The 19375-nt window shown below is 67.6% G+C and carries 17 protein-coding genes; 7 read left to right on the forward strand and 10 right to left on the reverse strand.

Annotation, left to right across the window (positions count from 1 at the left end):
• Nucleotides 1-210 precede the first annotated feature (210 nt).
• Nucleotides 211-1725: an acetyl-CoA hydrolase/transferase family protein gene (locus tag ACPEH1_RS13435; protein WP_423715919.1), complete on the forward strand. Its 1515-nt coding sequence runs from the start codon at nucleotides 211-213 to the stop codon at nucleotides 1723-1725.
• Nucleotides 1726-1749: 24 nt separating this feature from the next.
• On the opposite strand, the gene hglS is transcribed toward ACPEH1_RS13435, so the two are convergent.
• The 9 genes from hglS to ACPEH1_RS13480 all read right to left on the reverse strand — a co-directional run bounded on the left by hglS (nucleotide 1750) and on the right by ACPEH1_RS13480 (nucleotide 12598).
• Nucleotides 1750-3117, reverse strand: coding sequence for a 2-oxoadipate dioxygenase/decarboxylase HglS (gene hglS, locus ACPEH1_RS13440; RefSeq protein ID WP_136007085.1), 1368 nt, complete (start codon nucleotides 3115-3117; stop codon nucleotides 1750-1752).
• Between the two features lie 119 nt (nucleotides 3118-3236).
• Nucleotides 3237-3782, reverse strand: a complete 546-nt coding sequence (locus ACPEH1_RS13445; protein WP_136007083.1) for a hypothetical protein — start codon at nucleotides 3780-3782, stop codon at nucleotides 3237-3239.
• A 31-nt stretch (nucleotides 3783-3813) separates the two neighbouring features.
• A complete protein-coding gene (locus ACPEH1_RS13450) occupies nucleotides 3814-4563 on the reverse strand; it encodes an HAD family hydrolase (protein WP_017355909.1) in 750 nt (249 codons plus the stop codon).
• Between the two features lie 137 nt (nucleotides 4564-4700).
• Complete coding sequence (locus tag ACPEH1_RS13455; RefSeq protein ID WP_017355910.1) at nucleotides 4701-5117, reverse strand: EF-hand domain-containing protein; 417 nt, start codon at nucleotides 5115-5117, stop codon at nucleotides 4701-4703.
• A 220-nt stretch (nucleotides 5118-5337) separates the two neighbouring features.
• The gene (locus ACPEH1_RS13460; RefSeq protein WP_313160710.1) at nucleotides 5338-5715 is read right to left on the reverse strand and encodes a hypothetical protein; all 378 of its coding nucleotides are present in this window, start codon (nucleotides 5713-5715) and stop codon (nucleotides 5338-5340) included.
• Nucleotides 5716-5779: 64 nt separating this feature from the next.
• Nucleotides 5780-6517, reverse strand: a complete 738-nt coding sequence (locus tag ACPEH1_RS13465) for a M15 family metallopeptidase (RefSeq protein WP_082316382.1) — start codon at nucleotides 6515-6517, stop codon at nucleotides 5780-5782.
• Nucleotides 6471-8000: a serine hydrolase gene (locus ACPEH1_RS13470; RefSeq protein WP_423715920.1), complete on the reverse strand. Its 1530-nt coding sequence runs from the start codon at nucleotides 7998-8000 to the stop codon at nucleotides 6471-6473. The genes ACPEH1_RS13465 and ACPEH1_RS13470 overlap by 47 nt, the downstream gene beginning before the upstream one ends.
• Before the next feature lie 64 nt (nucleotides 8001-8064).
• On the reverse strand, nucleotides 8065-11067 hold the full coding sequence (locus ACPEH1_RS13475) for a TonB-dependent receptor (RefSeq protein WP_423715921.1): 3003 nt from the start codon (nucleotides 11065-11067) through the stop codon (nucleotides 8065-8067).
• A gap of 43 nt (nucleotides 11068-11110) precedes the next feature.
• Nucleotides 11111-12598, reverse strand: a complete 1488-nt coding sequence (locus tag ACPEH1_RS13480) for a transglutaminase-like domain-containing protein (RefSeq protein ID WP_166472530.1) — start codon at nucleotides 12596-12598, stop codon at nucleotides 11111-11113.
• Between the two features lie 132 nt (nucleotides 12599-12730).
• Here ACPEH1_RS13480 and ACPEH1_RS13485 point away from each other — a divergent pair, with 132 nt between their 5' ends.
• The 6 genes from ACPEH1_RS13485 to ACPEH1_RS13510 all read left to right on the forward strand — a co-directional run bounded on the left by ACPEH1_RS13485 (nucleotide 12731) and on the right by ACPEH1_RS13510 (nucleotide 18772).
• Nucleotides 12731-14179 (forward strand): SH3 domain-containing protein, encoded by a 1449-nt coding sequence (locus tag ACPEH1_RS13485; protein WP_423715922.1) that lies wholly within the window; start codon nucleotides 12731-12733, stop codon nucleotides 14177-14179.
• A complete protein-coding gene (locus tag ACPEH1_RS13490; protein WP_017357505.1) occupies nucleotides 14176-15282 on the forward strand; it encodes a dipeptide epimerase in 1107 nt (368 codons plus the stop codon). The genes ACPEH1_RS13485 and ACPEH1_RS13490 overlap by 4 nt, the downstream gene beginning before the upstream one ends.
• Nucleotides 15283-15354: 72 nt before the next feature.
• Nucleotides 15355-16203 (forward strand): MurR/RpiR family transcriptional regulator, encoded by an 849-nt coding sequence (locus ACPEH1_RS13495; protein WP_017357504.1) that lies wholly within the window; start codon nucleotides 15355-15357, stop codon nucleotides 16201-16203.
• Between the two features lie 27 nt (nucleotides 16204-16230).
• Nucleotides 16231-17007 (forward strand): L,D-transpeptidase family protein, encoded by a 777-nt coding sequence (locus ACPEH1_RS13500; protein WP_136007074.1) that lies wholly within the window; start codon nucleotides 16231-16233, stop codon nucleotides 17005-17007.
• On the forward strand, nucleotides 17004-18296 hold the full coding sequence (locus tag ACPEH1_RS13505; protein ID WP_017357502.1) for an APC family permease: 1293 nt from the start codon (nucleotides 17004-17006) through the stop codon (nucleotides 18294-18296). The genes ACPEH1_RS13500 and ACPEH1_RS13505 overlap by 4 nt, the downstream gene beginning before the upstream one ends.
• A gap of 128 nt (nucleotides 18297-18424) precedes the next feature.
• Entirely contained in the window at nucleotides 18425-18772 is a 348-nt protein-coding gene (locus ACPEH1_RS13510; protein WP_017357501.1) for a hypothetical protein, read from the forward strand.
• 29 nt (nucleotides 18773-18801) lie between these two features.
• On the opposite strand, the gene yiaA is transcribed toward ACPEH1_RS13510, so the two are convergent.
• Nucleotides 18802-19254 carry an inner membrane protein YiaA gene (gene yiaA / locus ACPEH1_RS13515; protein WP_017357500.1) on the reverse strand — a complete coding sequence of 151 codons (453 nt, stop codon included), beginning with the start codon at nucleotides 19252-19254 and terminating at the stop codon, nucleotides 18802-18804.
• Between the last annotated feature and the right edge of the window lie 121 nt (nucleotides 19255-19375).

Raw genomic sequence — 19375 nt, forward strand, 5'->3', positions numbered from 1 at the left:
CTGCTCCCTCCCCCACGTCGGGATGCAGGTCGATCTTCTAGGGTCGGCGGAGAACTTGCACGCTGCACTGCAAAACAATACTTGCGGGTACAGAAGTGCCGATAAACCTGAACAGGGAGCGCTCTGCCTGGATTGCCATCCCACCTTGGTCGCACACCCGGGGGGGATCGGATCGCCGATAATGTGAATCCCCCCAGAAACGTTGTCGTCATGTCTGTCGATCGCATTGCCAACGCGCGTCTGCGTGACCGCGTTGTATCCGCCGAAGCCGCCGCCGCCCTGATCCAGCCGGGCGAAACTGTCGCCATGAGTGGCTTCACCGGTTCGGGCTATCCCAAGGCTGTGCCGATCGCGCTTGCCCAGCGCATCGAGGCCGTCCATGCCCAGGGCCAACCGTTCCAGATCAGCCTGATGACCGGCGCGTCCACCGCCCCGGAGTTGGATGGTGCGCTGGCCAAGGCCGACGGCATCGCCATGCGCATGCCGTTCCAGAGCGACCCGGACGCGCGCAACCGCATCAACGCTGGCAAGCTGGACTATATCGACATCCATCTCAGCCACGTCGCCCAGCACGTCTGGTTCGGCTTTTACGGCGAGATCGACACGGCGGTGATCGAGGTCTCGGCGATCCGCGAAGACGGGTCGCTGGTGCCCTCCACGTCGGTGGGCAACAACAAGACCTGGCTGGACCTGGCCAAGAAGGTGATCATCGAGGTCAATGAGTGGCAGCCGGCCGGCGTGGACGGCATGCATGACATCTACTACGGCACGGCATTGCCGCCGCACCGCAAGCCGATCCCGCTGGTGCATGCCAACGACCGCATCGGCGAGACGGCGCTGCGCTGCGACCCGGACAAGATCGTGGCGGTGGTGCGTACCAACGGACCGGACCGCAACAGCCCGTTCAGCCCCATCGACAGCACCAGCGAGCAGATCGCCGCGTACCTGATCGAGTTCCTGAAGCACGAAGTGACGCGTGGCCGCCTGCCGGCCAACCTGCTGCCGCTGCAGTCGGGCGTGGGCAACATTCCCAATGCCGTGCTGGCCGGGCTGGGCAAAAGCGGCTTCCGCGACCTGAGTGCGTTCACCGAAGTGATCCAGGACGGCATGCTCGACCTGCTGCGCGACGGCGTGCTGAGCTATGCCTCGTGCACCGGGTTCGCGCTGAGCCCGCAGGCCAATGAAACGTTCAAGGCGAACATCGACTTCTACCGCGAGCGCATCATCATGCGGACGCAGGAGATCTCCAACCATCCCGAGCTGGTGCGCCGACTGGGCTGCATCGGCATGAACGGGATGATCGAGGTGGATCTGTACGGCAACGTCAATTCCACCCACGTGATGGGCAGCCGGATCATGAACGGCATCGGCGGTTCGGGCGACTTTGCGCGCAACGGGTTCCTGTCGGCCTTCCTGAGCCCGTCCACGGCCAAGAACGGCACGATCTCGGCGATCGTGCCGATGGTGAGCCACGTCGACCATACCGAGCACGATGTGTCGGTGATCGTGACCGAACAGGGCCTGGCCGATCTGCGCGGGCTGACCCCGCGCAAGCGCGCGCGGGTGGTGATCGACAACTGCGCGCACCCGGACTTCCGCGACCAGCTCAACGACTACGTCGAGCGCGCCAGCCGCGACAGCTATGGCAAGCACACGCCGCACCTGCTGCCCGAAGCGTTGTCGTGGCACCAGCGGTGGCTGGATACGGGAACGATGAAGGTGTGAGGGAGTGCCGGCCAGCGGCCGGCACTACCGGGCGTGGAGGGTGGCCAGCGACTCGGCCTGGAGGCGCTCGTAGATGGCGAACTCGTCTTCGACCTTCATGCCCAGCGCGTGCTCGAAGGCGTCGCGGTTGGCGTGGGCGGCGTAGGCGCGCTGTTCTTCGCCGCCGAGATTGGACTGGAAGATGCCCGCAGCGCTGACCGGCAGGAAATCCTCGTAGACGATCGGATCGGCGCTGGCCAGCCCGGCGGCGATCAGTGCCTCGGCCGGAAGATCGCCAACGGCGTCGGGGGCGGCACGGCCGGCGTCGGTAAGCGCGTAGCGGTAATACCCCAGCCCTTCGCGGCGCAGGGTGTCGTGATCGTCCGGGAACGCACGGAAGGCCGCCGCCAGGCGGGTCGGATAGTCCTGGCCGGTGCTGCCGGCGCCGTCACTGTCGCGCGCCTGGGCCAGCAGCTGGTCGTACAGCGCGCGCCCCTTGGGCGTGAGCGCCAGGCCGCGCTGCTCGATTTCGCCGAATCGCGCGGTATGGGTGCCGGCATCGGCGCTGTCGCCCGACGGGAAGTGCACCGGCTCCTCCAGCGCCTTGAAGCTGGTCTGGCGCAGCAGGATCGGGCAACGCCTCGGCGGCGGGCCTTCGATCACCGCCTTGGCGGCCAGGCCGCGCGCGAGCATGCCGGCCTGGGCGGCATCGATGTCCAGCGTGCGCGGGGTGAGGTGGTTGATGTGCGGGCCACGGAAGCTGACCACGTCGGCAATCAGCCGATGGGCGTCGTGCAGGGCATGGTAGGTGGCCAGCGACACGGTGGCATCGCCATGCCAGCGGAAGGTCTCCAGCGCGGCAATGACGAAACGCCGGCTGTCGGCCTGATCCAGCCCACCATCGCGCTCGGCCTGCGCGATCAGCGCCAGCGCCTCGTCGGTGAAGATGCGGCGGCGTGCCAGGATCTGCGCGGACTGCTCGCGCAGCGCGGCGTCTTCGATGAGCTCCAGCCGCAGCAGCGAGGTGAACACGCGGAACGGGTTGTGCGCGAGCGCCTTGGCCGTGCGCGGGCGGAACGCGGTGGAGTGCACCGGCACGCCGGCCACGGACAGGTCGTAGTAGCCCACCGGGTACATGCCCATCAGTGCGAACAGGCGCCCCAGCGTGGCCAGTTCCTCGGCGGTGCCGACGCGGATGGCGCCGTGGCGCTCCTGCGCCAGGCGCGCGCGCTCATCGGTGCGGTCCATCTGCCCGGCCAGCGCCGGATCGGCGGTGAGCACGGCATCGTTGATCTCGGCCACCAGGTCCACCAGCGTGCCGTACAACGGCACTTCGGTGCGGTACATGCTGGACATGGCCTGGGCGAACAGGCTGCGGATATCGTCGGGTGAAACGAAACGGTCGGCGCTCATTACGTACTCGGCAACGGATCACGGGGGGGAACAGGCAAGCGCGTATTGTCGCCGAGCGGGCCGGCGGCGGCGATCTGCATAGCAGCACGAATCCACCGATGCCGCGAACGGCCGCCGCTTCAGGGCGTGGACGTTGAACTGCGCGCGGCACGCTGGCGCTGGGCGTGGTCGCCGAGCTGGCGCTGCAGGGTGGCGTCGAGGGTGACCGGACGGTCCCAGTGGTCGTGGCTGGCCACGATGGCGTGGCGCAGCGCGCGCCAGTGCAGGTTCTGCGGCGCGACCGGCAGGTCCTGCACCACGTCCTGCCACTGGCGCGGTTGCCCCTCGGCCGGCACGGCACGGCTCCAGGCCTGCACGCTGTCGCGGCACGACCGGCCGATGGCATGGGCCCAGAAGCACGCGAAGTAGATGTCGCCGGCCTGCCAGCCGTGGGTGTACATCAGCGCGGCGATATAGCCGCGTGGGACGCCGGCATAGCGCGAGACCTCGTCCAGGAAACTGTCGGGGTAGCGCTCGGCGTAGTGGTTGATGTCGCGCAGCTGCGCATCCACCCAGTCATCGCCGGTGGCCACGGCATAGGCCGCGGACTTCTCCGGTGTCTGCTGTGCCGGTGCGGCCAGAGGCAGCACCAGCAGCAACAGGGCAAGCAGCGTGCGCAGGGTCATGGGACGATTCTGCCGCAGCGCTGCATGCGTGTCAGGCCTGCACAGCCTTGGCTTCGATGGCGCGCAGTGCCTGCGGCCAATCGAAGGCGGTGGGGGCATCGACCATGCGCGGCTCGTCGTCCGCCACCCCGTGCTGGGTTTCATGCGCCCAGGTCACGGCGTACGGGGTATGGATGCCCCAGCCGCCCAGCGTGATCACCGGCTCGATATCCGAGCGCAGCGAGTTGCCCACCATGCAGAAGCGCGCGATCGGCAGGTCGAACTCTTCGAGCACGCGTGCGTAGGTTTCCGGGTCCTTCTCCGACACGATCTCGATGCGCGGGAACAGATCGCGCAGGTTGGCCACCTTGATCTTGGCTTCCTGGTGGAACAGGTCGCCCTTGGTGATCAGCACGACCGGGTACTCGCGGGCAATCTCGGTGACCGACTCGCGCACCCCGTCAATCAGTTCCACCGGGTGACGCAGGGTGTCATGACCGATGTCGAGGATCTGCTGCAGGTCACGCGCGCTGATCATCTGCCGGGTGATCTCGATGGCCGCTTCAACCATCGACAGGGTCATGCCCTTGACGCCGTAACCGAACACGCCGAGGTTGCGCTGCTGCACTTCCAGCAGGTGGCGCGCAGTCCGGGTGTCGTGGACGTCGATGTAGCGCGACAGGATGTCGAGGTAGTCCTGTTCGGCCTTGCGGTAATAGTCTTCGCTCTTCCACAGCGTGTCGTCACCGTCAAAACCGACCAGGCCGATAGCGCCTTGCGGCGTGGGCATGGAGGTCATCATCGGCCAAGGATAGCAACACCGGGCACCGCGCCCAATGACGGAAACAGGCAAAAAGAAGGGCGGCCGAAGCCGCCCTTCCCCCTCACTGCCGTTCACCGGTGTCCAGCGGTGTCGGGCCCTGCCTGTGCGGGATCGCGTTACTTGCCCGGTTGGGCGCCGTTGCCGGCAGCCGCGCCCTGCTGGGCGGCAACATACGCCTTGTATTCATCCGGGCTGAGTTCGCCGTCCTTGTTGGTGTCGGCCTGGTCGAAGACCTGGGCCAGGCCGGCGTTGACCTGGGATTCGGCCTTGCTGATGGTGCCGTTGCCGTCGGTGTCGACGCTGGCCCAGGTCTGGCCGCCGCCACCGTTGGCCTGGGCCGAGGCCTGTGCCGCGGCACCGGACGCTGCATCGGCAGCGTCACCGGCCTGCGCTGCCGCCTGCTGCGCCTGCGCCGCCTGGGTCTGGGCCTGCGCGGCGCTCTGCTGGGCCGACTGGGCCATCGCCGGAATGGCCAACACACTGCCGGCGGCGACGATCAGGGCGATCAGGGGCTTGCGGTTGCGAATAGTCATTGGGGTGGTCTCCTTGGGTGGATGTTGCGCGGCCGTTGTTTCCGCACGGCCTCCACCCTGCCAGCCCTTTTGTGAATCGATATTGCGTCGCGATCAACGCCCGCACACGGTCTTAACCACCCGGCCCAGGGCGTGGATTACCCCCCTGGTTACGCGCAGGTGAGAAGACAGTAAGACACGCATTCAACCGGCCCGGATTTAACCGGATGCGAACGGAAACTCAGTGGTGGGTGGCGTTTTTTTCGCCTGAGCGCGAACTGAATATCATCCAGCCCAGGGCGACACCGCCCAACGCGCCGGCCACTTCCAGCACGACGCGCGAGCCCAGCTCGTTCGGATCGTGGATGCTGGCCAGGAACAACCGCGCATACAACGGCGATTCGAGCCGCATCATGCCCATGTAGAACAGCTTCCAGGCATCGATGCCGGCCGAGACGATCACCGCAATGACGCACGACCAGCCGATGGCGTGGCCCATCGACCACTGCGCCCAACGGCACAGCCGGTGCCACAGGGTGTACACCAGCAGCCCGACCAGCAACGCGATCAGGCCCGCTTCCAGCGTTCCCAGCAGTCCAAAGTGCAGTGGCAGGTTCATCGCGGTCCGGTCGGCAGGTCAGCGCACAGTGTAGCGGTGCGCCGGGGCGACCCGGCCCTGCGGCTCAGCGCACCGGGATGTCGTAGGCGGTGGTGGGGCTGGGCTCGGGCTGCAGGGTGTAGTGCCACCACTCCAGCGGGTAGTTGGCAAAGCCGTGGCGCTGCATCGCGCGCAGCAGCTGCTGGCGGTGGGCGCGCTGTGCGGCACTGATGTCCGGCGCATCGGTGTGGGCGCGCGCGCCGAAAAAGTCGAAACCGGTGCCCATGTCCAGGGCGGTGCAGGGGCCGGCGCGGCAGTCGAGCAGGGTCAGGTCCACGGTGGCGGCGCGGCTGTGGCCGGAGGTCCCGGCGATGTAGCCATCCAGCAGGTCCGGCTTGTCCACCTGCGGATACTGCAGCGCTTTGCGCGACTGCTCGGACGGATCGTGCGCCCAGGCGACGAACGCCTGCACCGCCCGCACCGGCCGGTAACAGTCGTAAATGCGCAGAGCGAAGCCGTCGCGCCGGAGATCGGCCTGCACCCGGGCCAGCGCCGCAGCGACCGGTGCGAGCAGGTAGCACCTGGGTGCCTCGTAGCCGGGAACCGGCGCGGCGGTGAAGTTGTCCGGGCCGGCATAGCGGATATCCAGGTCCAGGCCGGGAATGGCCCGGCCCACGTCCACCAGCCCGGCCTCGGCCAGATCGCGCGCCGACGAGACGGTCACCGTGGCTGCGCCTGCGGGCTGCACGGGCAGCGCCAGCGCGACGGCCAGCAGGCTATGGGCAATCGCCGATGCGGGTGAAATGCAGGTCCTGGTAGTCATAACTGAAGTCGATCCCCGGGTCGATCGCGGCGAGGGCGATGCCAGGCGGCGTGCCGTCATCGGGCTGCAGCCAGGCCTCGGCATCGGCACCGAGCGTATCCCACTGCACCAGCCAGCGGTTGCCAAGCTGCATCACGCGGCCACGCAGCCGCGGCGACTTGTCCACCTGCAGCCGCAGCACGCCCCGTTCGGGGCACACCGACGCCTCGCCCAGCCAGGGATCGCGGTAGCGCCCCTGCCAGCGCACGGTGGTGGCCAGCGGCGCGGGTCGGCGCGCGCGGGTATCGGGCCGCACGTGGCCGGCGCTGCGGCGCGCGGCACGCTCGTCATCGAGCTGCCGCAGATAGCCCGCCACTGTCTCTCCCGCCGCCGGTGCGGTGTAGTGCTTCAAGGCGGCCTGCATCAGCGCGGTGCGCGCGTCCTCGGCATCGCTGTTGATCAGGATCACCACGCCGACACGGCGGTCGGGCAGCAGCGCCAGCGAGGAGTACATGCCCGACAGGGTCCCGGTATGCGCCACTTTCCACTGCCCATCCATGTCCGACAGTCGCCAGCCGTAGCCATAGGCGAACACATGCGCGTTGTCCCAGTGACGCTGGCGCTCGCCCAGCGGCATCGGCATGTGCGCGGTCCACAGTGCCTGCCGCTGCGCACTGCCCAGCCAGTCCGGCACCAGGGTGGGATCGAGCAGCACCTGCATCCAGCGGGTCATGTCGCGCAGGCTGCAGCGGATGCCGCCGGCCGCCATCGAAGGCAGGTCGGAGCTGGTGTCGCCATCGGCGCCCTCGACCACCGGCCGGCCGTGCGCATGCCGGTGCGGCTGGGCCACATTGCCCACGTGCGCCACCGACCACGCGCCCACCTGGCAGCGCGTCATCCCCAGCGGCACGAACACCTCCTCGCGCAGCAGCTCGTCGTAGGGCTTGCCACCGGCAGCGGCGGCGACCTCGCCAGCCACGACATACAGGAGGTTGTCGTAGGCATAGCCACTGCGGAAACTGGTCACCGGCTTGAGGTGGGCCAGGCCGGCAATGATGTCCTGGCGGGTGAAGTGGTTGGGCTCGGGCCACAGCATCAGGTCGCCCGCGCCCAGCCCCAGCCCGCTGTTGTGAACAAGCAGATCGCGCACCTGCATGTTCCGGGTGACCCACGGATCGTGCATGCGGAACTGCGGCAGATAGCGGATGACCGGGTCATCCCAGCGCAGCCGTCCACGCTCCACCAGCCGTGCCAGCAGCGCAGCGGTCATCGCCTTGCTGTTGGAGGCGATCTTGAACAGGGTACCCGCATCGACCTGTGTATCGGCGGCGTCGCCGCGCGGTCCTTCGGCACGCTCGTAGACGAGCTGGCCCTGATCGACCACGGCCACCGCCATGCCGGCCACGTCCCGCTGACGGGCCTGGTCGTACATCGGGTCGAACACCGCCGCCGCCGGGCCGGTGCCGGCGGCAGGGGCGCTCCCCGCCACCAGCAGGCCCAACATGGCACACCACCTGCTGCGCATCGCATTCTCCGCGGCGGCCCGCGGGACGGGCCGCCCTGGGGACTCAGTAGTTCCAGGTCACCGTCAACTGCGCGTAGCGCGGCGACTGGAACCCGGTGCCGAAACCGTACAGCGGATTGGGCGTGCCGATGCTGTCCTGCGGCTCGTAATCCTGGTCCACCGACACGGTGCGCTGCTGGTTGAGCACGTTGTACACCGCCAGCTTGACGCGCAGATCCAGCGGCACCGGAACCTTGTAGGCCACGCTCAGGTCCAGATCGTAGGTCCACGGGGTGCGGCCATCGCCACCGCGCGGCGAATGCACGAATACGCGCTCGGACGGCGGCACCGACGCCTGGCAGTTGGCCACGCACACGTAGTAGCTGTGGAAGTCGGTGTCGTCGAACGGGTTGCCGGCGCCGAAGCGGGTGATCGGGCTGCCCGACTGAACGCCCAGGGTGGCGGCCACGGTCAGGTTCCCGGTCACCGCGTAGCTGCCGCGGAACTTGAACTGGTGGCGGCGGTCGTTGGCCAGGTAGCCGTAGCCGCGGTAGTTCACCCACGGGTTGTCGAAGTTCTCGGTACGCCCCGAATCGGCGAAGTCGGTATCGGAGTTGACCGGACCTTCGGCGTTGCCGCGGCCGTAGGCCAGGGTGTAGGACGCATTGAAGCCCCACACGCCATCCCAGGCGCGGTCGACCTGCAGTTCCAGCGCCTTGTAGTCGCGCTTGGGCTTGACCCAGCCGCGCTGCCCTACATAGTTGCCATCGTCGTCGTACAGCGCCCAGCCTTCGCGCGAGGTGTCGATGTCGATCCATGCATCGTTGCTGCCGTCGCAGTCGCTGTCGCCCCACACGGTGTTGGTGCGGCCGGGATTGCCCATGATCCACACGCTGTCCACCGCACCGCACTGGGCGGTGGCGGTGATGTTCATGTCATCGATGGCGTTGTGCAGGCGGCGGTAGGTGACGCTGGCGGCCACCGACCAGGATTCGCTGAGCATGTGCTGGAAGCCCAGGATCGCCTCGTCCTGGTACACCGGGTCCATGTCGCGGTTCACCTCGGCGCGCAGGTCCGGAACGCTGCCATCGCCCTGCGAGTTGTCGACGGGGCCGATCTGCCCCCCCAGGTAGGGCACGTTGTTGGAGGCACCGCTGTAGCCGAGGAACTCGTACCAGGTGCGCTCGTCGAGGAAGCCGCCGGCCTGTTTGATGTTGATGACATTGGCCACCGGCAGGAAGTAGCGCCCAAGGTTGCCGAACACCTTGGTGGTGCCGTCGCCGCGCATGTCCCAGGAGAAGCCCAGGCGTGGGGCGATCATGTCGTCGATTTTGATGTAGCTGTCGCCGTCGCCGCCCTTGTTGTCGAAGCCTTCCATGCGCGCGCCGATGTTGAGCAGGAAATTCGGCGTGACCTGCCAGTTGTCTTCGAGGTAGTAAGCCGAGTTGATGGTCTCGAACGAGCCGGCCACTTCATAGCGGCGGGTACGCACGACCAGACCGCTGGCCGGCACCACGCCGCCATTGAGCGAGCTGCCGGGGGTGCGGTAGTACACGTCGTAGCGCAGACCGCCCGGGCCGGGGTAGGCGCGCTCGTAATCGGAGGTGTTCTCCTCGCGGTCCAGGCCGAAGCGCAGCAGGTGGTTGCCGATGGACCATTCGAAGTCGGCGCGGCCGGCCTTGCGGGTGTCCAGTGCCGACTCCAGCTGCGAGCTGCTGGTGCAGCTGCGGTCGCCCTGCAGATCGGTGGGCACGCCCTGGCTGGCGGTGCGGTTGTCGAACACGCGGTTGCAGTTCTCGTCCATCAGACTGCTCTGCGAGCGGTTGCGCTTGTTCTCGCCGTACATCAGCTTCATGGTCAGCGTGTCGTTGACCTGCCAGCTGTAGGTGCCCGACCAGTTGGTGCCGCCCACGGTGTTGTAGATCTGGTTGGTGCGGTCGCCCTCGGCCAGGCCGGTGTCGTAGTTGTAGCGGTAGACGTCGGTGACGGTGTCGCTCTTGTCGGAGAAGCCGAACAGCGACAGCATCTGGTTGTCGGTGATCTGCCAGTCGAGCTTGCCGCCCCAGAACGGGTCGTCTGCGGTGCCGCGGTTGAGCACGGTGCCGGCATCGTTGGTGGAGTTGGGCCTGTAGTCGCGCGCTTCGTACATGCCGAAGAAGAACAGCTTGTCCTGCACCAGCGCACCGGACGCGAATACGTTCAGCGCACTGCGCGAATAGTCATCGCGGCTGGCGGTGATGTAGCGGCTGCCGTCGGCGTCGTAGCGGTCGCGCGCCTGCGACTGCCAGGCGCGCGGTTCCAGCACCAGTTCGGCACCGGCCTTGAAGTCGTTGCTGCCCGAACGGGTCACGGCGTTGATCACACCGCCGGTGCTGCGCCCGAACTCCACCGAATAGCCGCCGGTCTTGACCTGGAATTCCTGGTAAAACGCAAACGGCACCGAGGAGAAGCCGACACGGTTATAGAAGTCGGTGACATTCAGGCCGTTGATGTAGACGGTGTTCTCGGCCACCGAGGAGCCACCGAAGGAGATGCCCTGCCCGCCCAGCGAGCCCTTGCCCTTCACCGCGCCGGGCGCCAGCAGCGCTACGGCGGTGATATCGCGGTCCACCGGCAGGCGCGAGAGTACTTCGCGGGTGATATTGGTGGCCGATTCGGTGGACTTCACGTCCACCATCGACACCACCTGCGGTGCGCGCACTTCCACCGTGCCCAGCGTGTTCACGCCACTGACCGGTACGTTGACCGTGGTGGTGTTGCCCAGGCCGACATCCACCTGGCCGACGCGTGTGGCAGCGCCACCGCCAACCGACACCTCAAGATCGTAGGTACCCACCGGCAACAGCGGGATGCGATAGCCGCCATTGGCATCGGCCTTCACCGAGCGCACAAAGCCGGTGGACGGATTGCGTACGGTCACCGTGGCGTTGTCCAGCGCCTGCCCGCCATCGGTGACGAGCTTGCCTACCACCGCACCGTCCTGCGCCAGCGCCATCGGTGCCACGCTGCCCAGACACGCCCCCAGTGCGACGCACAGCGCCGCCCGCTTCAATCGATTCACCTTCATTGCCTGCTCTCTCCTGCAGATGTTGAATCAGGGATACCGCCGATTACCGCGCGGCCTCCAGCGGCACCACGTGCGACTGGAAGTCGTAGTTCCATTGATCGAAATACAGATTGCCGCCGGACCACTCCGCTTCGCCGCGCTGGGAATCCACGGTCTCCGATCGGGCGTGCTGCTTGGCCGGCACCAGCGGTTGGGCATAGTCGTCGTTGAAGGCGATGCGGTAGGCATCCAGGCCACCGAGGTAGAAGTCGCGCAGCGCGGGCTCGGGACTGTCCAGGCGGCCGGTGGTCACGTCCATCGGCACCCAGCCGTATGGCGCCAGGTACACCGCACCCCAGTCATGCAGGTTGTTGTAGCCCACGGCGTCATCGGAATAGACCATGCCGGACTGCCAGCGCGACGGAATGCCGTTGAGACGCAGCAGGGTCATCAGCAGCAGCGTCTGCTGGCCGCAATCGGCGTGGCCGGCATGCAGGGCGTAGTCGCTGATGTTGGAAATCGTGGAGTATTCCCGTGCGCCCGCCCACGGGATCCGGTCGACCGCGTCGAACAGCCGCTGCACGATGCGGTAGGGGTTGGTTTCGGCGCCCACCACGCGCTGCGAGAACGCGCGCAGCGCAGGTGTGAACACCATGTGCGGCGCGCGTTCGGCCAGGTAGGGCTGCAACGCCGGATCGTCCGGGGTGGGCAGCACCTTGGCCGGGTCGATCGGGACATGCCGCGCGTACACAGTGACCGCGTAGCGGATCTGGAAGGCGGTGGGCGTGCCGGCCACGGCGGTTTGCTCCAGGTAGGCGGTGCGCTGCAGCGTCGCCTCCGGGGCGATGCGCGCGCCGGCCGGCGTGCTGGCGATCCACTGGATGTCCTGCTGCTGGCCGGGGATCGCACGCGGATACGGAATCCACGCCCGCACGGTCTCGCCGGCAGGTACGGCATCGGCCTTGACCACCAGCGACTGGGTGACCTCGACCCGGCGCGGCACCAGGCTGGTGGCGCCGCTGGCGCGCGCGGCCGCGACAATCTCGTGGTGGTGCGGGCCGAGGTGTTCGTAGGGGCCATCGACCGGGTCCGGTACCGAGGGCGCCCGACGCGCGCGTGCCTCCGCGCTGACCCGGAACAGATTGGACGGTGCGCGCTTGAAGTAGCGCCGCTGTCCATCAATATCGAGGTGCTCGATCAGCCCGGCCGCGTCCCAGCGCGCGAACTCGTCGTCGCGCAGGTCCGGAATCTGCCGGCGCACCTGCGTCTTGGCGGCCTCGGCATCCAGAGTGAAGTCGAGCCGGATGCGCGCCATGCGTTCGCGCTGGAAGGCGTAGTCCTCACGCGCGGCCGTGCCCAGCGTGGCGTCCTGCAGCGCAGCGGCAATGGCGGTATCGGCTTCGGCGAACGCGCCACGGTCGATCTGCGCGATCACCTGCGGCAACGGCACGGCCGCCGCGGCCCACAGCGGGGGCAGCGCCAGCAGCAGGCAGGCAACGGTGCGCCAGACGGCACGACGGCATGAAGACGGTTTGCGCGAAGCAGGATCCACAGCGACACTTCCCAAGGTGCGGGTGGTAATCGCTGTGTAACACGAGGTGGGAAGTCGGTCAATAATTTATTCTTGCTTTCCATGAAAAAAGGAATAAATATTCCTGACGCTTCCGAGGAGGGTGACCGCTCCATGATCCTGGCTTCCCCCTGCCGCCCCGTGCGGACCCCGTGGCTGGCCCGCGCGTTGCTGCTGACGCTGTTGGCCGGCGGCACGGCCGGTGCCGCCGATGCCCCGCCGCCTGCCGCCTCGGCCGCCGACACCCTGGGTGTGATCGGCCTGCGCGAGGCGTACCTGGACCCGGCGTTCTGGGCCGCTCGCCTGCCTGACCCGGACCGCGTGATCCTCGACCGTGCCGGCATCGCCGCGCAGAACGCGCGCATGCGCGCCACCGACCCGTCCATTCACGACCTGCGCGCCCTGCCGGCGCAGCTGTCGCGCGCGCGGGTGCTGGCCGACATCCAGGCGCTGTCGCGCTGGCCGACCAAGCCGCTGTATGGCGTGGAGGGGAAGCCCATCAGCGAGGCACAACGCCGCGCCGCACTGGCCAACCTCGGTCTGGAGGCGGTGCCGGCCCAGCGCCCGCTGCAGTACGGCCTGGTGACCCATCGCGCCGCGCTGCGCGCCTTCCCGACCACGTTGCGGGTGTTCACCACGCAGGGCGACACCGATATCGACCGCTTCCAGGAGTCGGCCCTGTTCCCCGGCGATGCGGTGGCGGTACTGCATGAAAGCGCCGACGGGCAGTGGCTGTTCATCACCAGCGAGCGCTACTCGGCCTGGATCGAGCGGCGCTACGTTGGCATCGGCGATGCCGAGACGGTGCTCGGCTACGGCCAGCACGGCCCGTACCGGGTGATTACCGGTGCCACCGCGTTCACCGCCTACACGCCCGAAGAACCGCGCGTGTCGCGTCTGCAGCTGGACATGGGCGTGCGCCTGCCGGTGTTGGCCGACTGGCCGGCCAATACGCCGGTCAACGGCCAGCAGGCACATGCCGCGCACGTGGTGCAGATGCCGGTGCGCGACCCCGATGGCCGCCTGGCGCTGGTACCGGCGCTGCTGCCGCGTTCGCAGGACAGCGCGGCCGATTACCTGCCGCTGACCCCGCGCACGCTGTTGCAGCAGGCCTTCAAGTTCCTCGGCGAGCGCTACGGCTGGGGCCACGACTACGACACCCGCGACTGCAGCGGCTTCGTTTCGGAGATCTACCGCAGCGTCGGCGTGCTCGTGCCGCGCAACACCAGCGCGCAGGCCGTCAGCCCGGCACTCGACCGCCTCGCCTTCGACGCGAAGGATGGCAAGGGTCGTCGCGAGGCGGCGGTACAGCAGTTGCAGGTCGGCGACCTGGTCTACATCCCCGGCCACGTGATGGTCACCATCGGCCACCTCGACGGCCGCACCTGGGTGATCCACGACACCGCCGGCGGCAGCTGGTCCGGCGCCGACGGCACGCGGGTGCAGGCACATCTCAACGGGGTGTCGGTGACACCGCTGGAGCCGATGATGGCCAGCGACACCGCCAGCTACATCGACCGCATCACCAACATCCAGCGCATTCGAGCCAAGACCCCTGAATGAAGATCACCGACATCGAACTCGGCATGCTGCGCGTGCCGCTGAAAACCCCGTTCAAGACCGCGCTGCGCACCGTGGATACCGTGGAAGATGTGGTGGTGCTGGTACGTACCGACAGTGGCCACACCGGCTACGGCGAGGCGCCGGCCACCGCGGTGATCACCGGCGACACCCACGGCTCGATCATCGAGGCCATCACCACCTTCATCAAGCCGCGCCTGATCGGCCAGGACGTGGCCAACCTCAACCATCTGTGTGGCCTGGTCCAGTCCTCGCTGGAGCGCAACACCAGCGCCAAGGCGGCGGTGGAGATCGCGCTCTACGACCTGTGGGCGCAGCTGCACAACGCCCCGCTGTACCGCATGCTCGGCGGTGGCGATCCGGTGATCACCACCGACATCACCATCAGCGTGGACTACATCGACAAGATGGTGGCCGATTCGCTGTCGGCCATCGACCGCGGTTTCGAGTCGCTGAAGATCAAGGTCGGCAAGGATATCGGCCTGGATATCGAACGGGTCAAGGCGATCCACGCCGCCGTGCAGGGCCGCGCCCTGCTGCGCCTGGACGCCAACCAGGGCTGGACCGCCAAGCAGGCCGTGTATGCGATGCGCACGCTGGAAGAGGCCGGGGTAGTGCTGGAACTGCTGGAACAGCCGGTCAAGGCGGCCGACATCAGCGGGCTGAAGTACGTGACTGACCGCGTCAACACGCCGGTGATGGCCGACGAAAGCGTGTTCAATCCCGGCCAGGTGGTGGACCTGATCCAGCAGCGCGCGGCGGACATCATCAACATCAAGCTGATGAAGACCGGCGGGCTCTCCAACGCGATCCGCATCGCCGACATCGCCGCCATCTACGGCGTGCCGTGCATGATCGGCTGCATGATCGAGTCGAGCATCAGCGTGGCGGCCGCCGTGCACCTGGCGGTGGCCAAGAGCGAGGTGATCACCAAGGTGGACCTGGACGGTCCCTCGCTGGGGCAGTTCAACCCGGTCACCGGCGGGGTCAACTTCAACGAATCGGAGATCACCATCAGCGATGCGCCCGGGCTGGGGATCACCGAAGTGCGCGGACTGGAGATGATCACGCCGCCGCGCTGGTAGGCCGCAGCCGGGCGCTACCACCGTCCGTTGATCCCGCTTACCCTTTCTGCAACCGGACCCACGCTGAGCCCCATGCCGCCCCTGGTGAAAATCCGCTCCGAGCGTGACCACATGTCGGCGATCGAGCGCCGCATCGCCGACTTCATCCTCGACAATGCCCACCTGCTGCGCGACTACTCGTCCCAGCAGCTGGCCAGTGCGCTGGGGATCAGCCAGTCCAGCGTGGTCAAATTCAGCCAGAAGCTGGGCTTCAAGGGCTACCCGGACCTGAAATACTCCATCGGCGAAGCGGTGGCGCGCGCCGGCCACGATCCACAGGCCCGCCCGCCGTCGCCAAGCGCCGACGACGACTACGCCGGCATCGCCGCACGCCTGCGCCTGAGCAAGGCAGCCGCCGAGGAAGAGACCGGCCTGGCCAATCCACAGGCCGATGTCGAGGCCATCGTGCGGCTGCTCGATGGCGCGCCCAAGGTATTCGTCTATGGGCTGGGCGACGACGGCCTGTACGCGCGCGAATTCGCCATGCGGCTGTCGCTGCTGGGCATGCTGACGGTGCACCATGCCGACCCGATCCTGATGATGGCCAACCTGTCGGCGGCACGGGCCGGTGATGCGATGCTGGTGTTCTCCGAGTTCGGCAAGCTGCCGCAGCTGTTCCAGCTGTCGCGGCAGTTCCAGGACATGGGCGGCAAGGTGGTGTCGATCACCCGCCACAGCGCCAATCCGCTGCGCGCGCATGCCGACCGGTCACTGGTGGTCTGCGCGCACGACCCTGCCCCGCACGTCGCCCAGCTGCTGTACCGTGCTTCGCTGCAGTCCCTGCTCGACTTCGTCTTCGTCCTGTTGTGCCACGCCAACCCGGACCGCCATCGCCAGCTCGGGGTGAACCTGGAACGGATCGAACACCTGATCGACACCTGATCGACCCCTGGTTTACCGGAGTCCACGATGCTGCCGCTGCTGCGTACCGCCCTCGCCGTCACCGCTCTCGCCACCGCGCTGCCGGCTGGCGCACTCACCCCGTTGCCGCCGCTGTCGCACAGCCGGCAGGCCATCGTGGTGGTCACCGACAGCTGGGACGCCACCCAGGGCCGGCTGCAGGCCTATGAACGCCGGAGCAGCAGTGGCCCGTGGCGCAGGCACGGCCCCGCCTTCACCGTGGCCGTGGGGCGGAACGGCAGTGCCTGGGGCGTGGGCCGTGCGTCGCTGCACAATCAGGGGCCGCAGAAGCAGGAAGGCGACGGGCGCAGCCCCGCCGGCATCTTCGAGATCGGCCCTGCGTTCGGGTATGCGTCGAAGATCGCCAGTGCGATGCCGTACCAGCCGATGACGGCCAGCCACTACTGCATGGATGTGCCCACCTCGCCCCACTACAACCGCATCGTCGATGCGAAGGACGTCGGTGCCGCCGCAGTGGAAGGATCCACCGAACCGATGCGGCTGGACCTGCACAACAAGGGCGATGTGCGCTATCGCGAAGGCTTTGTGATCGAGCACAACAGCAGCCGTACGCCTGGCAGGGGCAGCTGCATCTTCGCCCACCTCTGGCGCACCCCGGGCGAGGCCACGGCCGGCTGTACGGCAATGGAGCCGCGTCACATGAAGGCCCTGCTGGCCTGGCTGAAGCCGGATACGCGCGCGGCATTCATCCTGCTGCCGAAGACGGAGTACGACAACCTGCAGGTGCCGTGGCAGTTGCCGGTCCTGACCGGAGCGATGCATTGAGCGCCCCGTCCGAACCGCAGCTGGAACGCGCGGTCAGCCGCTGGCAGATCGTCGGGCTGTCGATCAACGATGTGATCGGCAGCGGCATCTACCTCCTGCCGGCCGCCACGGTGGCGCTGCTCGGGCCGTTCAGCCTGTGGGGCGTGGTGGCTGCGGGCATCGTGGTGGCGCTGCTGGTGCTGTGCTACGCCCAGGCGGCCAGTTATTTCGATGAGCCCGGCGGCAGCTATCTGTATGCACGCGAGGCCTTCGGGCGCTTCGCCGGATTCGAGATCGGCTGGATGATCTGGCTGACCCGGATCAGCTCGGCGGCCGCATTGAGCAATGCGCTGGCCGATGCGGTGGCGCGCTTCTGGCCGTGGGCCGGGCATGACATCGGCCGCATTGCGATCATCGTGGTGTCGCTGGGCTTCCTTACCGCGGTGAACGTGGCCGGCGTTCGGTCGGCCGCACGCACCGGGGTAATCCTGGTGATCGGCAAGCTGCTGCCGCTGCTGCTGTTCGTGGCGATCGGCGCGTTCTACGTTGACATGGACCTGGCCTTCTCCGGCGTCCGCCCGGACCCGCACGACCTGCAACGGATGGGCGAGGCGGCGCTGCTGCTGCTGTACGCCTACGCCGGCTTCGAGAATATTCCGGCCGCCGCAGGCGAGTACAGGAACCCGCGCCGTGACATCCCGTTCGCGCTGATCACCATGATCGTCAGCGTCACCATCATCTATGGCGCGGTACAGCTGGTGGCGCAGGGCACGCTGGCCAACCTGGCCACCTCGCCGACGCCGCTGGCCGATGCCGCGTCCAGTTTCGGGGGAGAAGCGCTGGCGCTGATCCTGACGGTGGGTGCCACCATCTCCATTCTGGGCACCAACAGCAACACCATGATGATGGGCCCGCGGTTCCTGTTCGCGCTGGCCCGCGACGGCTACGGGCCGAAGGTGCTGGCCAACGTGCATCCGCGCTTCCGCACACCGGCGGCGGCCATTGTCACCCAGGGCGTGATCGCGCTGGCGCTGGCGTTGTCCGGGTCGTTCGTGCAGCTGGCGCTGCTGTCGATGACCACGCGTCTGTTCGCCTACATCGGTACAGCGGCGGCGGTACTGGTATTGGCACGGCGTTTCGCCGACCGCCCCGGGGCGCTGAAACTGCCGGGCGGCCCGCTGATTCCGGTGCTGGCGCTGGTGCTGTGCCTGGCATTGTTCGCCAGTGCGAGCTGGCAGAACATTGCGGCGGCACTGGTCGCCTTCGCGGTGGGCGCGGTGATTTACAGACTGCCGCGCAAGGCGACGTGACGACGCGTTGACACGCGGGAATGCGGGCTGATGTGCCGCGCGACGCTTGATGCGGCATTCACTCCGCTGGCCCATGACGTTAACCGGTGCTCCGCTACGGTGATGCCTCACCCCACCGGAGCTACCAGATGAGCCCTGACTACCAGATTCCCGGCCGGGTGCCGGAAGACGGCGTGCCGCGCCAGGCCGTGTCGGACTACTGGCGCGAGCGGTTCTCCAGCGAGCCGTACTATGACCAGAGCCAGTTCTTCGACGATTACGAGCCGGCCTACCAGCTCGGCCACTACTCCCGCGCCGACGACATCATCCGTGCGTACGAAGAAGTTGAAGCCGAGCTGGAAACGCGCTGGGCGCAGGAGCGTGGCAAGAGCAGGCTGACCTGGGCGCAGGCGCGCAATGCGGTGCGCCGTGGCTGGGACGAATCCACTGCCCTGCGCCAGGCGCACCTGGACAAGGGCGTGCCGCGCGGGACCTGACCGGCCCGCGCAGCCAGCCGGCGTCGCCCTCAGTCCAGCGAGGGCGGCGTGACCGGCCGGGCCGGCAGCGGCGGCAGCGTTGCGCCGTTGGCGGCCATCAGGTCGCGGGTGTTCTTCTGCACGGCCACGGCGCCGAACAGCGCCAGCGCGAAGGCCATGCCGTAGAAGCCCTTCTCGCTCAGCAGCAGGGTGGCGTTCCACAAGCCCACCAGCAGCAACAGCAGCGAAGCCAGCAGGGCGAACCAGCACAGCGCGTAGTACAGGCCGCTGACGGGAATGGCCTCGGCCTTGTCGCGCACGCTCTTCTGCAGCGACACCGCCGCAAACAGACCGAACAGCAGCAGGGTGAGGTAGTAGCCCTTTTCGTTGAGCGCCATCTCGGCGTTGAACAGGCCCACCAGATAAGCAGCAGCGCCCAGCAGCAGCGCGCTCCACGAGGCGGCGATGAACGCGGCGGACGGTTTGTGTACCTGTTGCTTCATGATTCCAACTCCCTTGGAAGACAGTGATGCGGGGCCGCCCCACGGGCGGCTGGCGCCAACGGTAGCCGATCCACGCACTGGCGCATACGGGGAATGACGTATGGTGCACGCGGCGAGGACA

This window comes from Stenotrophomonas sp. NPDC077421 (genome assembly GCF_049545505.1).
In the GTDB taxonomy this organism is placed as follows: Bacteria; Pseudomonadota; Gammaproteobacteria; order Xanthomonadales; family Xanthomonadaceae; genus Stenotrophomonas; species Stenotrophomonas nematodicola.

What these genes read in the sequence shown, in the direction of transcription:
- ACPEH1_RS13485 (WP_423715922.1), top strand. Translation starts at nt 12,731, where the DNA reads ATGATCCTGGCTTCCCCCTGCCGCCCCGTGCGGACCCCGTGGCTGGCC.
- yiaA (WP_017357500.1), bottom strand. Translation starts at nt 19,254, where the DNA reads ATGAAGCAACAGGTACACAAACCGTCCGCCGCGTTCATCGCCGCCTCG.
- ACPEH1_RS13465 (WP_082316382.1), bottom strand. Translation starts at nt 6,517, where the DNA reads ATGACTACCAGGACCTGCATTTCACCCGCATCGGCGATTGCCCATAGC.
- ACPEH1_RS13455 (WP_017355910.1), bottom strand. Translation starts at nt 5,117, where the DNA reads ATGACTATTCGCAACCGCAAGCCCCTGATCGCCCTGATCGTCGCCGCC.
- ACPEH1_RS13500 (WP_136007074.1), top strand. Translation starts at nt 16,231, where the DNA reads ATGCTGCCGCTGCTGCGTACCGCCCTCGCCGTCACCGCTCTCGCCACC.
- ACPEH1_RS13460 (WP_313160710.1), bottom strand. Translation starts at nt 5,715, where the DNA reads ATGAACCTGCCACTGCACTTTGGACTGCTGGGAACGCTGGAAGCGGGC.
- hglS (WP_136007085.1), bottom strand. Translation starts at nt 3,117, where the DNA reads ATGAGCGCCGACCGTTTCGTTTCACCCGACGATATCCGCAGCCTGTTC.
- ACPEH1_RS13435 (WP_423715919.1), top strand. Translation starts at nt 211, where the DNA reads ATGTCTGTCGATCGCATTGCCAACGCGCGTCTGCGTGACCGCGTTGTA.
- ACPEH1_RS13450 (WP_017355909.1), bottom strand. Translation starts at nt 4,563, where the DNA reads ATGATGACCTCCATGCCCACGCCGCAAGGCGCTATCGGCCTGGTCGGT.
- ACPEH1_RS13510 (WP_017357501.1), top strand. Translation starts at nt 18,425, where the DNA reads ATGAGCCCTGACTACCAGATTCCCGGCCGGGTGCCGGAAGACGGCGTG.
- ACPEH1_RS13470 (WP_423715920.1), bottom strand. Translation starts at nt 8,000, where the DNA reads ATGTTGGGCCTGCTGGTGGCGGGGAGCGCCCCTGCCGCCGGCACCGGC.
- ACPEH1_RS13445 (WP_136007083.1), bottom strand. Translation starts at nt 3,782, where the DNA reads ATGACCCTGCGCACGCTGCTTGCCCTGTTGCTGCTGGTGCTGCCTCTG.
- ACPEH1_RS13495 (WP_017357504.1), top strand. Translation starts at nt 15,355, where the DNA reads ATGCCGCCCCTGGTGAAAATCCGCTCCGAGCGTGACCACATGTCGGCG.
- ACPEH1_RS13475 (WP_423715921.1), bottom strand. Translation starts at nt 11,067, where the DNA reads ATGAAGGTGAATCGATTGAAGCGGGCGGCGCTGTGCGTCGCACTGGGG.
- ACPEH1_RS13490 (WP_017357505.1), top strand. Translation starts at nt 14,176, where the DNA reads ATGAAGATCACCGACATCGAACTCGGCATGCTGCGCGTGCCGCTGAAA.